The organism is Streptomyces sp. P3 (genome assembly GCF_003032475.1).
GTDB lineage: Bacteria > Actinomycetota > Actinomycetes > Streptomycetales > Streptomycetaceae > Streptomyces.
In genome coordinates, this window is the sequence record NZ_CP028369.1 from 738,659 (window position 1) to 753,291 (window position 14,633).

The 14,633-nt window shown below is 68.7% G+C and carries 14 protein-coding genes and 1 riboswitch; of the genes, 8 read left to right on the forward strand and 6 right to left on the reverse strand.

Annotation, left to right across the window (positions count from 1 at the left end):
- The 3 genes from C6376_RS03090 to C6376_RS03100 all read right to left on the reverse strand — a co-directional run bounded on the left by C6376_RS03090 (position 1) and on the right by C6376_RS03100 (position 3,184).
- The gene (locus C6376_RS03090; protein WP_107441974.1) at positions 1 to 849 is read right to left on the reverse strand and encodes a carbohydrate ABC transporter permease; all 849 of its coding nucleotides are present in this window, start codon (positions 847 to 849) and stop codon (positions 1 to 3) included.
- Entirely contained in the window at positions 846 to 1,829 is a 984-nt protein-coding gene (locus C6376_RS03095; RefSeq protein WP_107441975.1) for a carbohydrate ABC transporter permease, read from the reverse strand. Before C6376_RS03095 ends, C6376_RS03090 begins: the two co-directional genes overlap by 4 nt.
- A 74-nt stretch (positions 1,830 to 1,903) precedes the next feature.
- On the reverse strand, positions 1,904 to 3,184 hold the full coding sequence (locus C6376_RS03100; protein ID WP_107441976.1) for an extracellular solute-binding protein: 1,281 nt from the start codon (positions 3,182 to 3,184) through the stop codon (positions 1,904 to 1,906).
- A gap of 349 nt (positions 3,185 to 3,533) precedes the next feature.
- On the opposite strand from C6376_RS03100, the gene C6376_RS03105 reads away from it, so the two are divergent.
- The 6 genes from C6376_RS03105 (at position 3,534) to C6376_RS03130 (ending at position 10,734) form a co-directional block, all read left to right on the forward strand.
- The gene (locus tag C6376_RS03105; RefSeq protein ID WP_107441977.1) at positions 3,534 to 4,298 is read left to right on the forward strand and encodes a GntR family transcriptional regulator; all 765 of its coding nucleotides are present in this window, start codon (positions 3,534 to 3,536) and stop codon (positions 4,296 to 4,298) included.
- 99 nt (positions 4,299 to 4,397) lie between these two features.
- Positions 4,398 to 4,673, forward strand: a complete 276-nt coding sequence (locus C6376_RS03110) for a DUF3311 domain-containing protein (protein WP_107441978.1) — start codon at positions 4,398 to 4,400, stop codon at positions 4,671 to 4,673.
- The gene (gene mctP, locus C6376_RS03115) at positions 4,670 to 6,298 is read left to right on the forward strand and encodes a monocarboxylate uptake permease MctP (protein WP_107441979.1); all 1,629 of its coding nucleotides are present in this window, start codon (positions 4,670 to 4,672) and stop codon (positions 6,296 to 6,298) included. Before C6376_RS03110 ends, mctP begins: the two co-directional genes overlap by 4 nt.
- A 216-nt stretch (positions 6,299 to 6,514) precedes the next feature.
- Positions 6,515 to 7,021 (forward strand): GNAT family N-acetyltransferase, encoded by a 507-nt coding sequence (locus tag C6376_RS03120; protein ID WP_107441980.1) that lies wholly within the window; start codon positions 6,515 to 6,517, stop codon positions 7,019 to 7,021.
- 77 nt (positions 7,022 to 7,098) lie between these two features.
- Positions 7,099 to 7,188: riboswitch (cobalamin riboswitch) on the forward strand.
- A gap of 145 nt (positions 7,189 to 7,333) precedes the next feature.
- A complete protein-coding gene (locus C6376_RS03125; protein WP_107441981.1) occupies positions 7,334 to 9,709 on the forward strand; it encodes a ribonucleoside-diphosphate reductase subunit alpha in 2,376 nt (791 codons plus the stop codon).
- Positions 9,709 to 10,734, forward strand: coding sequence for a ribonucleotide-diphosphate reductase subunit beta (locus tag C6376_RS03130; protein WP_107441982.1), 1,026 nt, complete (start codon positions 9,709 to 9,711; stop codon positions 10,732 to 10,734). Before C6376_RS03125 ends, C6376_RS03130 begins: the two co-directional genes overlap by 1 nt.
- On the opposite strand, the gene C6376_RS03135 is transcribed toward C6376_RS03130, so the two are convergent.
- Positions 10,647 to 10,925, reverse strand: coding sequence for a hypothetical protein (locus C6376_RS03135; protein ID WP_254075822.1), 279 nt, complete (start codon positions 10,923 to 10,925; stop codon positions 10,647 to 10,649). The genes C6376_RS03130 and C6376_RS03135 overlap by 88 nt on opposite strands.
- Positions 10,926 to 10,998: 73 nt before the next feature.
- Here C6376_RS03135 and C6376_RS03140 point away from each other — a divergent pair, with 73 nt between their 5' ends.
- Positions 10,999 to 11,964, forward strand: coding sequence for a GlxA family transcriptional regulator (locus C6376_RS03140; protein WP_107448748.1), 966 nt, complete (start codon positions 10,999 to 11,001; stop codon positions 11,962 to 11,964).
- Positions 11,965 to 11,974: 10 nt separating this feature from the next.
- Here C6376_RS03140 and C6376_RS03145 read toward each other — a convergent pair whose 3' ends face one another.
- Together C6376_RS03145 and cyc1 are read right to left on the reverse strand one after the other, a co-directional pair.
- Positions 11,975 to 13,345, reverse strand: coding sequence for a cytochrome P450 (locus C6376_RS03145; RefSeq protein ID WP_107441984.1), 1,371 nt, complete (start codon positions 13,343 to 13,345; stop codon positions 11,975 to 11,977).
- Entirely contained in the window at positions 13,342 to 14,403 is a 1,062-nt protein-coding gene (gene cyc1, locus C6376_RS03150) for an epi-isozizaene synthase (RefSeq protein ID WP_107441985.1), read from the reverse strand. The genes C6376_RS03145 and cyc1 overlap by 4 nt, the downstream gene beginning before the upstream one ends.
- Between cyc1 and C6376_RS43665 the strand changes: the two genes are divergently transcribed.
- On the forward strand, positions 14,402 to 14,575 hold the full coding sequence (locus C6376_RS43665; protein ID WP_159083140.1) for a hypothetical protein: 174 nt from the start codon (positions 14,402 to 14,404) through the stop codon (positions 14,573 to 14,575). The genes cyc1 and C6376_RS43665 overlap by 2 nt on opposite strands.
- The last annotated feature ends 58 nt before the right edge of the window (positions 14,576 to 14,633 follow it).

The window sequence follows — 14,633 nt, forward strand, 5'->3', positions numbered from 1 at the left end:
TCATCCCTTCACGGCGCCCGCGGTCAGCCCCGCGGCCATCTTGCGCTGGACGAGGAGGAAGAGGGCGACGATCGGCAGCGCCATCATCGTGGCGCCGGCCATCATCGGGGCGTACTCGGTGCCGTGCTTGGTGGAGAAGTTGCTGAGCCACACGGTCGCCGTCTGGTTCTTCTGGCTGAGCAGCATCAGGGCGTACAGGTACTCGTTCCAGGCCTGGATGAAGCCGTAGACCGAGGTGGCGACCATGCCGGGGGCCAGGAGCGGGAAGACGACCCGGACGAAGGCGCCGGTGCGGGAGCAGCCGTCGACCATCGCGGCCTCCTCCAGCTCCTTGGGGATGTTGACGATGAAGCCGCGCAGGGTCCACACCGTGAACGGGAGGATGAAGGTCAGATAGGTGATGATCAGGCCGGACAGCTTGTCGTACTGGTCCAGGTCGTTCAGCAGCAGGAAGACCGGGATGATCATGGCGACGAGCGGGACCATCTGCACCGCCAGGATGCCGACGATGACGATCTTGCGGCCGCGGAAGGCGAACCGGGAGATGGCGAGCGCGGCCAGCATGCCCACGACGACGCCGATCGCGACGACCGCGAGGGAGACGAGCAGGCTGCGGCCCACCGGCCCCCAGAAGTCGGCGATGTGCAGGGCGCGGCCGAAGTTGTCGAAGGTCAGGTGTGTCGGCAGCAGGCTGGGATCCGGGTCGATCGCGTCCTTCGCCGGCTTGAACGCCGTGTTGAGCATCCAGTAGACGGGGAAGCCCGCGACGGCGAAGACCAGCAGGCCGAGGAGGTTCCAGCCGAGCCGTGACGTCCGGCGCGGCGCGGCGAGGGTGCGCACGCTGGTCATTCCACCTCTCCGATCTTCAGCATCTGGCGCATGTAGACGGCGACCACCCCGAGCAGCAGCAGCACGGTGATCAGCGCGATGGCCGAGCCCTGGCCGTAGTCGTTGACGACGAAGGCGCGGTCGTAGGAGTACGTCGTCAGGAGCTGGAACTCGGCCTCGGGGTGGCCGTTGCGCATGACGAAGACCTGGGGGAAGACACCCATGTCCCAGATGACCGACAGGGTCGTGAGCATCACGATGACCGGCTTGAGGACGGGCAGGGTGACGTACCGGAAGACGCCCCAGGCGCCGGCGCCGTCGAGGCGGGCGGCCTCCCCCAGTTCGGCGGGAACCTGGGTGAGGCCGGCGGTGAGGGTGATCACCACGAAGGGCACCGCGCCCCAGATCACCAGCAGCATGATCACCGCGAGGCCCTGCGGCCCGCTCGCGAACCAGTTGTGGCCGATCAGCTCGACGCCGGGCAGCCTGCTGAGGACGGCGTTGAGGATGCCGTAGTCGGAGTCGAACAGCCACTTGAAGACGGTGGTGGCGACGATGACCGGCATGCCCCAGCCGGCCACGAGCGCGATGTTGACGAGGGTCCTCACCCAGCCGGAGACCCGCTGCAGGAGCAGCGCGACCATCATGCCGAGGACCATCGTGAGGATCACGCAGCCCGCCGCGAAGACGATCGTGCGCAGGACGACCTGCCAGAACTCGCCGTCGCCCAGCACGCCGGCGAAGTTGTCGAACCCGACCGACTCGGCCGGCTGGAAGCCCCACAGCTGGGACTGCCCGAACTTCTGGAAGGAGAGGGTGACGAGCCGGACCAGCGGATAGCCCATCACCAGGGCGAGCACCAGCAGGCAGGGGGCGAGGAGCAGCCAGGGGGTTCCGGCGGACGTGCGTTTCGCCCGTGGTCCGCCCGGTGGCGCGGGCGGTGGCGGTGACGGCCGCCGCGGCGGCGCCTTGGCAGGGGTGGTCGTGTCTGCGGCACTCATCCGCGCGCTCCTCAGCGGTCCTTCGGGTCGTACGGGAGGCAGGGCCCGGTGAGTCACGGGGCCCTGCCCTCAGGTCACTTGGTGTTGATGACCTTGTCGATCGCGGTGTCCGCGTCCTTCGCGGCGGCCTCGACCGTCTTCTTGCCGGTGCCGATGCTCTGGAGCATGGTCTGGAGCACCTGGGCCTTCTCGACCTGGCCCCAGCCGGGGGCCATGGGGACGAACCAGTTGGACTCGGCCGCGGTGGCCGGGACCGCCGTCGCCGGGTCGTTCTTGAGAGTCGCGAGGTCGGTCTTGTTGTTGGGCAGGTTGCCCTTGCCGATCAGGCCCTTCTGTCCGGCGGGACCGGTGAAGGCGTTGATCCACTCGGCGGCGAGGCCCTGTGCGTCGGACTTGACCGGGACGGCGAGGTCGGAACCGCCGAGGAAGACGGGGAGGTTCTTGCCGGACGGGCCGGGCATCACGAAGTTCTCGACGTTGCCGGCGAGCTTGCCGGTCTTGTCGTTCTCCTTGGCGGCGGCGGTCGCGCCCTCCCAGGCGGGGGCGAAGATCATGCCGGACTTGCCCTGGCCGTAGACGATGTAGCGGTCGGACTCGTCCTTGGTCTTGTCGCCGTGCATGTACGTGTCGAGGACCTTCTTGAACTCGTTGAGGCCCTTGATCGACTCCGGCGAGGACAGGTCGGCCTTCCACTGGCCGCCGTCCTCCTTGGCGATGGAGCCGCCGGCGTCGTAGACGAACGACATGGCCGCGTACCAGTCACGGCTGGGCTGGTACCACGCGGAGAACTTGTCGCCCTCCTTCTTCTGCACCTTGTCGAGCGCCGCGGTGAGCTCCGCGTAGGTCTTCGGGGCGGACGTCACCCCGGCGGCGGCGAAGACGTCCTTGCGCCAGTTGGCGACGCGGCCGCCGGCGTAGTACGGCACGCCGTAGGTCTTGCCGTCGTAGGTCACCGAGGCCTTGAGGCCGTCGAGCCAGGCGGAGGAGTTGTCGAACTTGCCCGCGTCGAGGGGGGCGAAGGCGCCCTTGACCATGTAGCCGAGCATCTCGGTGTTGCCCATCTCGACGACGTCGGGGGCCTTGTCGGTGGCGAGGACGGCGTCCAGCTTGGCGTTCTTGTCCGGCCAGCCGTAGTACTCGTGGTTGATCTTGACGCCGGGGTGCGCCTTCTGCACCGCCGCGTCGGCGGCCTTCACCAGTTCGGGCCAGTTGTTCTGCGCGTCGACGGTGAGCCAGACGGTCAGCTCCTTGGCGTCGGTGCCCTTCGAGTCCCCGCTCCCGCTGTCGTCCCCGCACGCCGCGATGGAGACCATCATGCCCGCGATACCGATCGCGGCTATCAGCTTGCGCTTCACGCCATCCTCCTCAGGGATGCCACACCCCCCGCCCACGGGCCGGGACCTCGATCTCTGGACCAATGGTGTAGACCAGTGCGCAGAGCTTGGCTCAGACCACCTGGCCTGTCAAGGGTGGCCGAATCCCCTCCGACCAGCCGTTATGGGACCTACATATGCAGGAACCTTTAAGTAAGAAGCCCTCGAAAACCTCGACATCGGAGGCCGTCGCTCCGGTAGACCATTTGACCTGGTGGACTAGACCAGCAAGGGTTGCGACGGTATACAGAGGGGATCACGGGACGGCGGGGCGACAGCGCCCGCGGCCGTGCCACGATGTGACCCGCATCCGAGGCCGGGAAGGCAGGACATGAGCACCGACGTCAGCAGTGCGGCGAACGAGGGTGGGGCGACCGTCCGTACCGCGCGTGTGCCCAAGTACTACCGGTTGAAGAAGCACCTGCTCGACATGACGCAGACCCAGTCGCCGGGCACCCCGGTCCCGCCGGAGCGCACGCTGGCGGCCGAGTTCGACACCTCGCGCACGACCGTCCGGCAGGCGCTGCAGGAGCTCGTCGTGGAGGGCCGGCTCGAGCGCATCCAGGGCAAGGGCACCTTCGTCGCCAAGCCGAAGGTCTCCCAGGCGCTCCAGCTCACCTCGTACACCGAGGACATGCGCGCCCAGGGCCTCGAGCCGACCTCGCAGCTGCTGGACATCGGCTACATCACCGCGGACGACCGCCTCGCCGGACTGCTCGACATCACGGCCGGCGGCCGGGTGCTGCGCATCGAGCGGCTGCGGATGGCCAACGGCGAGCCGATGGCCATCGAGACGACCCATCTGTCGGCCAAGCGCTTCCCGGCCCTGCGCCGGTCGCTGGCCAAGTACACCTCGCTGTACACCGCCCTCGCCGAGGTCTACGACGTCCATCTCGCCGAGGCCGAGGAGACCATCGAGACCTCGCTGGCCACGCCGCGCGAGGCCGGCCTGCTCGGCACCGACGTGGGGCTGCCGATGCTGATGCTGTCCCGCCACTCGCTGGACCGCACGGGGCTGCCGGTGGAGTGGGTGCGGTCGGTGTACCGGGGGGACCGGTACAAGTTCGTGGCGCGGCTGAAACGGCCCGCCCAGTAGAGGGTCTGTGGAGGGCCTTCCGCTGGGCTTATCCGTCACTTACATTGCCTGCGCATTACATCTGTGATCAAGGCGATCGAGTGAGGGGCGGAGCCGCCGATGTCAGAGAGCCCGGAAGTGACCAGGGGGCCGGTGGTGACGCCGTTGCGCGTCGCCATCGGCCTCTGTCTGTTCGCGCCCTTCGTGGCGATGCTGTGGGTGGGTTCGTACGCGAAGGTGGATCCGGCGTTCATCGGGATCCCGTTCTTCTACTGGTACCAGATGCTGTGGGTGCTGATCTCCACCGTGCTCACGGTCGTCGCGTACCGGCTGTGGCGGCTCGACCAGCGCGGTCGTAGGGGCTCCTCGTCCGCGAAGGGCGGTGCGTCGCGGTGAAGGACGGCGTGAACGGCGTGGCGCTCGCCGTCTTCATCTTCTTCTTCCTGGCCGTCACGGTCATGGGCTTCCTGGCCGCGCGCTGGCGCAAGGCCGAGAACGAGCACAGCCTCGACGAATGGGGCCTGGGCGGCCGGTCGTTCGGCACCTGGGTCACCTGGTTCCTGCTCGGCGGCGACCTGTACACCGCGTACACCTTCGTCGCGGTGCCCGCGGCCATCTACGCGGCGGGCGCGGCCGGATTCTTCGCGGTGCCGTACACGATCCTGGTCTACCCGCTGATCTTCACCTTCCTGCCCCGCCTGTGGTCGGTGTCCCACAAGCACGGCTACGTGACGACCTCGGACTTCGTGCGGGGCCGGTTCGGCTCGAAGGGCCTGTCGCTGGCGGTCGCCGTCACCGGCATCCTCGCGACGATGCCGTACATCGCCCTCCAACTGGTCGGCATCCAGGCCGTGCTGGACGTGATGGGCGTCGGCGGCGGCGAGAACACCAACTGGTTCGTGAAGGACCTGCCGCTGCTGATCGCGTTCGGCGTGCTGGCCGCCTACACCTACTCCTCCGGTCTGCGGGCCCCCGCGCTGATCGCGTTCGTGAAGGACACGCTGATCTACATCGTGATCGCGGTGGCGATCATCTACATCCCGATCAAACTCGGCGGCTTCGACGACATCTTCGCCAAGGCGGGCGAGGCGTTCAGCCAGACCAACCCGGCGACGGGCAAGCCGCGCGGTGCGCTGACCCCGGCCGAACCGGGCCAGTGGACGTACGCGACGCTCGCGCTGGGCTCGGCGCTGGCGCTGTTCATGTACCCGCACTCCATCACGGCGACGCTGTCCTCGCGCAGCCGTGAGGTGATCCGCCGCAACACCACGATCCTGCCGCTGTACTCCCTGATGCTGGGCCTGCTCGCGCTGCTGGGCTTCATGGCGATCGCGGCCGGGGTCAAGGTCACCAACGGACAGCTGGCGATCCCGCAGCTGTTCGAGGACATGTTCCCGTCCTGGTTCGCGGGCGTGGCGTTCGCGGCGATCGGCATCGGCGCGCTCGTGCCCGCCGCCATCATGTCGATCGCGGCCGCGAACCTCTTCACCCGCAACATCTACAAGGACTTCATCAAGCCGGACGCGACGCCCAGGGAGGAGACCCGCGTCTCCAAGCTGGTCTCGCTGCTGGTGAAGGTCGGGGCGCTGGTCTTCGTCCTCACCATGGACAAGACGGTGGCCATCAACTTCCAGTTGCTGGGCGGCATCTGGATCCTGCAGACGTTCCCCGCGCTGGTCGGCGGCCTCTTCACCCGCTGGTTCCACCGCTGGGCGTTGCTCGCCGGCTGGGCCGTCGGCATGGTCTACGGCACCTTCGCCGCGTACGGGGTCGCCTCCCCGACGCAGAAGCACTTCGGCGGCTCGGCGAAGGAGATCCCGGGCATCGGCGAGATCGGCTACATCGGCCTGACGGCGTTCGTCCTCAACGTGGTCGTCACGGTGGTCCTGACCTTCGTCCTGAAGGCCGCCAACGCCCCCGACGGCGTCGACGAGACGAACCCGTCGGACTACACGGCTGACGCGGGCGATCCGGGCGTCCAGGTGGAGCTGCCCCCGGCGACCGCGGGCACGTTGCACTAGGGCGAAAGGACGAACCGGAGGACGGACGGCAGGACGGACACGAGACCGGCACCGGTCTCGTGTCCGTCGGGACCAGCAAGCGGGCGGCGGCGATGGACGCGGCGAGGACCGCACCACGAACCGGGAGACGAGGGGAATCACGCGACGTCGACGACCTGCCTCCGTGGAAGCACCCCGACAGCCTCCGCAACCCGGGCGTCCGGCAGACTCGGAGCCATGGACATCGCGATACGGCGGATCACGCCCGGCGAGCACGAGACCCTGGGCGACATCACCGCCCAGGCCTATCTCCGGGACGGTCTCCTCGACTTCGGCGAGGAGGACCCGTATCTGCCGGTGCTGAAGGACGTCGCCGCGCGGGCGGCCGCCGCCGAGGTACTGGTGGCCGTGGACGGCGACCGGCTGCTCGGCGGCGTCACCTTCGTGTCCGGTCCCGGCCCGGTCGCCGACATCGCGCGGCCCGGTGAGGCCGAGATCCGTGCGCTCGCGGTCACGCACACGGCGCGCGGCAGGGGTGTCGGGGAGGCGCTCGTGCGGGCCTGTCTCGAGCGGGCGCGGGCCACGCGGGACTGCACGGCCGTCGTCCTGTCGAGCCAGCGCGGCATGCACACCGCGCACCGCATCTACGAACGTCTCGGCTTCGTCCGCACACCCGAGCGGGACTGGAGCCCCGTACCGCACCTGGACGATGTCACTCTCCTCACCTACCAGTTGACCCTCTGAACCCACCCCGACACAACATCTGGGGCTGGCGTGACGGGTGAGCACAAGATGTATGCTCATGCTCGCTGTCACCGCAGGGGAATCCGGTGCGAATCCGGAACTGTCCCGCAACGGTGTACTCGCGTGCATCCCTACCCATATGGGCACGCCTGTTCAGTCCGAGGTCCTGCCGACAGCGCGCCCGGCCGTCCGGTCCGGGTGCCCTGACGTCCGGGCCTCGTGGAGTGGGCCGGTGGACGCGACGCCCCCGCGCGCTCGTGTGCTGCCTCCCGCCCCGCACCAGGCCCCTTGCCGAGCGAGGGAGTGCCCCACGTGACCATCGCGCCAGCCGAACCGGCCTCAGTCACCGAGCTGAGGACCGACGGTCCCGGGACCGCGTTGCTGCGTACCCTGACCGAGCTGACCGCCGATCTGCCCGACGCCGACCCGGGCCGCGTCGCGGCCGCCGCCCTGCGCGGCCGGTCCGCCCGGGCCGACGAGGCGGAGCTGCGCGAGCTGGCCACGGAGGCGGCCGCCGGCCTGATCTCCGAGGACCCCGCCTACTCGAAGCTGGCCGCCCGGCTGCTGACCATCGGCATCGCCGCGGAGGCCGCCTCCCAGGGCGTCACGTCGTTCACCGCGTCGGTCGCCGTGGGGCACCGCGAGGGCCTGATCGCGGACCGCACCGCGGAGTTCGTGCGCGTCCACGCGGCCCGCCTCGACGCGCTGATCGACACCGCGGCCGACGACCGCTTCGGCTACTTCGGGCTGCGCACCCTGCACAGCCGCTATCTCCTGCGGCACCCGATCACTCGCAAGGTCGTCGAGACGCCCCAGCACTTCCTGCTGCGGGTCGCCTCCGGCCTGGCCGAGGACGACGGCACCCGCGCGCTGGACGAAGTGGCGGCTCTCTACCGGCTCATGAGCCGCCTGGACTACCTCCCGTCCTCCCCCACGCTCTTCAACTCCGGAACCCGGCACCCCCAGATGTCGTCCTGCTACCTGCTGGACTCGCCGCTGGACGAACTGGACTCGATCTACGACCGCTACCACCAGGTGGCCCGGCTCTCCAAGCACGCCGGCGGCATCGGTCTGTCGTACTCCCGGATCCGCAGCCGGGGTTCGCTGATCCGCGGCACCAACGGGCACTCCAACGGCATCGTGCCGTTCCTCAAGACCCTGGACGCCTCGGTCGCCGCCGTGAACCAGGGCGGCCGGCGCAAGGGCGCGGCGGCGGTCTACCTGGAGACCTGGCACTCCGACATCGAGGAGTTCCTGGAACTGCGGGACAACACCGGTGAGGACGCCCGGCGTACGCACAACCTGAACCTGGCGCACTGGATCCCGGACGAGTTCATGCGCCGGGTCAACGCCGACGAGCCGTGGTCGCTGTTCTCCCCGGCCGACGTGCCCGACCTGGTCGACCTGTGGGGCGACGAGTTCGACGCGGCCTACCGCAGGGCCGAGGCCGCCGGTCTGGCGAGGAAGACCATCGCGGCCCGTGACCTGTACGGCCGTATGATGCGCACCCTCGCGCAGACCGGCAACGGCTGGATGACCTTCAAGGACGCCGCCAACCGCACCGCCAACCAGACGGCCGAGCCGGGCCATGTCGTGCACTCCTCCAACCTCTGCACGGAGATCCTGGAGGTCACGGACGACGGCGAGACGGCGGTGTGCAACCTGGGCTCGGTGAACCTGGGGGCGTTCGTCGACACGGCGAACGGCGGCATCGACTGGGAGCGGCTGGACGAGACCGTCCGCACCGCGGTCACGTTTCTGGACCGCGTCGTCGACATCAACTTCTACCCGACCGAGCAGGCGGGCCGTTCCAACGCTCGCTGGCGTCCGGTCGGGCTGGGCGCGATGGGCCTCCAGGACGTCTTCTTCAAGCTGCGGCTGCCCTTCGACTCGCCCGAGGCCAAGGCCCTCTCCACCCGCATCGCCGAGCGGGTGATGCTCGCCGCCTACGAGGCCTCCGCCGACCTGGCCGAGCGGAGCGGCCCGCTGCCGGCCTGGGAGAAGACCCGTACGGCCCGGGGCGTGCTGCACCCGGACCACTACGGCGTCGAGTTCGCGTGGCCCGAGCGCTGGGCGGCGCTGCGCGAGCGGATCGCCTCCACGGGGCTGCGCAACTCCCTGCTGCTCGCCATCGCGCCCACCGCCACCATCGCCTCCATCGCGGGCGTCTACGAGTGCATCGAGCCGCAGGTGTCGAACCTGTTCAAGCGCGAGACGCTGTCCGGCGAGTTCCTCCAGGTCAACTCGTACCTGGTGCGCGAGCTCAAGGAGCTCGGCGTCTGGGACGCACGCACCCGTGAGGCGCTGCGCGAGGCGAACGGCTCGGTTCAGGGCTTCGCGTGGATCCCGGCCGAGGTGCGGGCCCTGTACCGCACGGCGTGGGAGATCCCCCAGCGCGGCCTGATCGACATGGCCGCAGCCCGTACCCCGTACCTGGACCAGGCGCAGTCGCTGAACCTGTTCCTGGAGACGCCGACGATCGGCAAGCTCTCCTCGATGTACGCGTACGCGTGGAAGTCGGGGCTGAAGACGACGTACTACCTGCGTTCGCGCCCGGCCACCCGGATCGCCCGGGCCGCTCAGGCCCAGGCGCAGCCGGAGAACACCATCCCCGTGCAGCAGGCCGCCGACCCCGACGCCGTCGCCTGCTCCCTGGAGAACCCCGAGTCCTGCGAGGCCTGCCAGTAATGACCACCGCACCCGAGAAGACCGAGAAGAACCTGCTCGACCCGGGCTTCGAGCTGACCCTGCGCCCGATGCGCTACCCCGACTTCTACGAGCGCTACCGGGACGCCATCAAGAACACCTGGACCGTCGAGGAGGTCGACCTCCACTCGGACGTCACCGACCTGGCGAAGCTGTCCGAGGGCGAGCAGCACATGATCGGCCGGCTGGTCGCGTTCTTCGCGACGGGCGACTCGATCGTGGCGAACAACCTCGTGCTGACGCTGTACAAGCACATCAACTCGCCCGAGGCTCGCCTGTACCTGTCACGGCAGCTCTTCGAGGAGGCCGTGCACGTCCAGTTCTATCTGACGCTGCTGGACACGTATCTGCCCGACCCGGACGACCGGGCGGCGGCCTTCGCGGCGGTGGAGAACATCCCGTCCATCAGGGAGAAGGCCGAGTTCTGCTTCAAGTGGATCAACGAGGTGGAGAAGCTGGAGCGGCTGGAGTCGCAGGCCGACCGGCGCCGCTTCCTGCTCAACCTGATCTGCTTCGCCGCGTGCATCGAGGGCCTGTTCTTCTACGGCGCGTTCGCGTACGTCTACTGGTTCCGCAGCCGGGGTCTGCTGCACGGTCTGGCCACCGGGACCAACTGGGTGTTCCGCGACGAGACCATGCACATGAGCTTCGCCTTCGAGGTCGTCGACACGGTCCGCAAGGAGGAACCGGAGCTCTTCGACGACCGGCTCCGGGAGCAGGTCGTCGCCATGCTCCGGGAGGCCGTCGAGGCCGAGCTCCAGTTCGGGCGCGACCTGTGCGGCGACGGCCTGCCGGGCATGAACACCGAGTCGATGCGGCAGTACCTCGAGTGCGTCGCCGACCAGCGTCTGTCGCGGCTCGGCTTCGCCCCGGTGTACGGCTCGGAGAACCCCTTCTCCTTCATGGAGCTGCAGGGCGTTCAGGAGCTGACCAACTTCTTCGAGCGCCGTCCGTCGGCGTACCAGGTCGCGGTGGAGGGCACCGTGGACCTGGACGAGGACTTCTGAGCCCGGGTCCGGGTCCGGGTCCGGGTCCGGGTCCGGGTCACGGGCCGCGCGGCCTGCGCGGCGGCCTTCAGCTGGCGGTCGATCCGGCGTTCGTGGAGATGTCCCACGAGCGCCGGAGCCGCGAGGACGAGGAAGAGGACCAGGACGGTGAGGTACTCGCCGAGTGCGTTCATGAGGTAAGCGTCGTCCACGCCGGATGCCCCTGACAGTGGCAGGACTGCCGCACCCCTACAAATTCCTGCCACTCCCGTGCACACTGGCGGCATGCTGAACAACGTGGCCGCGATCCTCCTGGACGGTGTGCACCCCTTCGAACTCGGCGTCGTCTGCGAGGTCTTCGGGATCGACCGCAGCGACGAGGGGCTGCCGGTCTACGACTTCGCCGTCGCCTCGGCGGAGGGGCCGACGCTGACCACCCACGCCGGGTTCGCCATGAGCGTCCGGCACGGTCTGGAGCGGCTGGAGAGCGCCGACCTGATCGCCGTGCCGGCCGGCCACACCTACGGCGAGCGGGACTTCCCGCCGAAGCTGCTCGACGCGCTGTGCCGGGCCGTGGACCGCGGCACGCGGGTGCTCAGCGTGTGCTCTGGAGCGTTCGTGCTGGGCGCGGCGGGACTGCTGGACGGGCGGCGCTGCGCGGTGCACTGGCGGCACGCCGAGCAGCTGGCCCGGCGGTATCCGCGCACCACCGTGGAACCGGACGTGCTCTACGTCGACGAGGACCCGGTGATCACCTCGGCCGGGACGGCCGCGGGCATCGACGCCTGTCTGCACATCGTCCGCAAGGAGCAGGGTCCGGAGGTCGCCAACCGGATCGCCCGGCGGATGGTGGTGCCGCCGCACCGGGACGGCGGCCAGGCCCAGTACATCGAGCGGCCGCTGCCCCGGTCGCGGTGCGACACCGTCGGCGGGGTGCTCGCGTGGATGGAGCAGCACCTCGAGCAGGAGATCACGGTCGAACGGCTCGCGGAGCGCGCCCACATGTCCCCGCGCACCTTCGCCCGCCGTTTCCAGCAGGAGACGGGCACCACTCCCTACCGGTGGTTGCTGCGTCAACGGGTGCTGCTGGCACAGCAGTTGCTGGAGGCCACGGACGAGACGGTGGACGCGATCGCCTGGCGTGCCGGTTTCGGCACGGCGGGCGCCCTGCGCCACCAGTTCGTGCAGGCGCTGGGGACGACCCCCAACGCCTACCGGCGCACGTTCCGCGGCCCGCAGGCCGTCGCCTGAGCCGCGGCTCTCACCCGGGTACGGCCCGCAGCAGCAGCCGGCGCGGCCGCAGCGTGATACCGATGTGCGTCCGGTTGTCGGAGCCGGGGGCCGGCTCGAAGCGGAACGCGTTCGCCACCACCGCCGTGATCAACGTCAGCTCGGCCATCGAGAAGTGGTCGCTCGGGCACTTGCGGTTGCCGACGCCGAACGGCGTCATGGCGTACTTCGGCAACTCCGGGGAGCGGCCGGGCAGCCAGCGGTCGGGGTCGAACTCCGTGTGCCGCTCGTACGACCGCGGGTCGCGCTGAACCGCGTACGGGCTGTAGACGATGTCGGCCCCGGCGGGAATGCGGTAACCGCCGAGCTCCGTGTCGGTCACCGCGCGCCGGGTCAATATCCATACGGCGGGATAGAGCCGCATGGTCTCGACGACGACATTGGCGGTGTGCCGGAGCTTTCGGACGTCGTCGAATGCGACCGGCCGGTCGCCGACAACGTTTTTCACCTCTTCGCGGATCTTGTCCACTTGATCCGGGTGCTCGGTGAGCACGTGGAGCAACGACATGACCACCGAGCCGGCGGTTTCGCTGCCCGGGGTGAGTATCGCGACGACCTGGTCGTGGATCTCCTGTTCCCCGATCGGGTCGCCATTCTCGTCCTTCGCCCCCAGCAAAGCCGTCAGCAAATCGTCCGGTTTTTGACCGGATGCCCTGCGGTCGGCGACGATCTCGTCCACCAGCCGGTGCAGATCGGCCAGCGCCCGGTTGAATTCGCGGTTGGCCGGAATCGGTACCCGATAAAGCGGGCCGAGAGGTACGACCATGCGCTGGTACATACCGGCGAACAGCGTGGCGAGCGCGGAGGTGATGCGCTCGGAGCGGGCGTCCATATAGCTGCCGCGCATCAGGCAGCGGGCCGAGATGCGCACGGACACCCGGAAGGCCTCCGCGGTGACGTCGAGTACCTCGCCCCTCGTCCAGCGCTCGACGAGCGCGTGCGCCTCCTCCTCCATGATCGGGCCGTAGCCGGGGATGGCGTCGAGCCGGAACGCGGGCTGGATCGTGCGCCGCTGGCGGCGGTGCAGCGGCCCGTTGGCCGTGGCCACGCCCTCTTTGCCGAGCAGACTCTCCAGGGACTCCCACAGGGGGCCGGAGATGATGTAGTCGGGGCTGAGCGCCAGGGCCCCGGTGAGGTCCGGCGCGGTGACGGCGTACACCGTCTTGGGGCCGAGCCTGAGGCGGACGACGTCGCCGTGGTCGCGGAGCCTGGCCAGGAAGGCCAGCGGGTCACGGGCCAGCTTCCAGCCGTGCCCGAGGAGCGGCACCCTGCCACCGGCCAACGGCGGCTCTCGCAGTTCGGGTGCCTCGGCGGTCGCGGGTTTCACCGACTCGACGGTCATTTCTCACCTGCCGTTTCGTTGTTGACGTACGGGGGCGTGGACCGGTCGTCCCAGCTGTCGACCATGTAACGGCCGGACTCGTGGTGGAACCAGTAGACGGAACTGAACCAGTGCCGCATATTGCCGAGGCAGGCCCGCACGGCGGCACCGAGTCGCATTCCGCGCACCGTCCCGTCGGTGAGTCGTTCGGCGAGCCTCAGGACGTCTTTCTCAACGGCGAGGAACTCGGATACGCATTCTTCGACTCGTTGCCTTATTTCCTCGACGGCCTCTTCGAGAGTCATCCCCTTGTGCGTGACGAGACTGATTCCGAGATTGTGCACCTCGTCGCCCGCCAATTCCTTCGGCAGTGAGCAGAGGTCGTTGTACAGGGCGGCGAAATCCTGACTCAGCAGAGCCGCGCGCCGATAGGACGGATGTTTCCGCACCGAGTCCGGGAGTTCGCATCCCGCGCTCGGCTCCAACAGGTCGGTCCAGATCCAGTGCGCGAAGGTGAGCCGACGCAGGGCGAGGTATTCCTCGACACCTGGAATGCGTCCGTCGACGCGGTTGTGGAATTCCCGGTCGTAAGCTTCGATCACGGTGTGGAAGTGCCGGGCGAACCGGGCGTTCCAGGTGCCGGGAAGGAAGGAGTACAGCCTGCCGACGCTGTCCGCGAGCCCGGCGACCAGCGGATCCCGGTGGGTCAGATGCTCCGCCGGGGAGTCCAGGGCCGCATGCAAGCGGAACCGGAGCTGCCGCCAGAAGGACACCCGGCCGTGCACGACGTCACGGTCGTGCCGGTCGTCCCAGACGAAGAACCAGGCGCTGTAGTCGGCTATGGCTTGCATGACCTCGTCGGGTGCGCCGAGGTAGTAGCCCGCCATCAAGTCCGTGTAGCAAAGACCGTCGGCATATTCTGCTACCTTCTCCGCCGGCATCAACCGCTTTTCCAGCAGCCAGGAGCGGGTGTTCTCCTGCAACCAGGGCCAATATGGGTGCAGTTGCCGGGGAAACGCCGCCTCGATGACCGGAAGAGAGAGCGAGGGAGGGACCGCGGGCACGGTCACCGTCGCCATGGTGCTGTATGTGGTGCTGTATGTGGTGCTGTATGTGGTGCTGTATGTGGTGCTGTATGGGAAAGCTGGCACGAACAACCCCTCTCAGCCGCCAGTGGGCACACACCCCTCCCGCCGTGCCGGGCGTGCGCCGTTGCATATCCCCGCTCATCCCATTCAGCACTACAACTGACCGTTCTGGGAACGGATTTGCTTCATTCACTACCCCCACGTGCTGAGAATCCGCCCCC

Excerpts from the sequence above, each read along its gene's own strand:
- C6376_RS03110 (WP_107441978.1), top strand. The coding sequence starts at position 4,398 with ATGTCAGAGAGCCCGGAAGTGACCAGGGGGCCGGTGGTGACGCCGTTG.
- C6376_RS03095 (WP_107441975.1), bottom strand. The coding sequence starts at position 1,829 with ATGAGTGCCGCAGACACGACCACCCCTGCCAAGGCGCCGCCGCGGCGG.
- C6376_RS03105 (WP_107441977.1), top strand. The coding sequence starts at position 3,534 with ATGAGCACCGACGTCAGCAGTGCGGCGAACGAGGGTGGGGCGACCGTC.
- C6376_RS03140 (WP_107448748.1), top strand. The coding sequence starts at position 10,999 with ATGCTGAACAACGTGGCCGCGATCCTCCTGGACGGTGTGCACCCCTTC.
- C6376_RS03120 (WP_107441980.1), top strand. The coding sequence starts at position 6,515 with ATGGACATCGCGATACGGCGGATCACGCCCGGCGAGCACGAGACCCTG.
- C6376_RS03090 (WP_107441974.1), bottom strand. The coding sequence starts at position 849 with ATGACCAGCGTGCGCACCCTCGCCGCGCCGCGCCGGACGTCACGGCTC.
- C6376_RS03145 (WP_107441984.1), bottom strand. The coding sequence starts at position 13,345 with ATGACCGTCGAGTCGGTGAAACCCGCGACCGCCGAGGCACCCGAACTG.
- cyc1 (WP_107441985.1), bottom strand. The coding sequence starts at position 14,403 with ATGGCGACGGTGACCGTGCCCGCGGTCCCTCCCTCGCTCTCTCTTCCG.
- C6376_RS43665 (WP_159083140.1), top strand. The coding sequence starts at position 14,402 with ATGGTGCTGTATGTGGTGCTGTATGTGGTGCTGTATGTGGTGCTGTAT.
- C6376_RS03130 (WP_107441982.1), top strand. The coding sequence starts at position 9,709 with ATGACCACCGCACCCGAGAAGACCGAGAAGAACCTGCTCGACCCGGGC.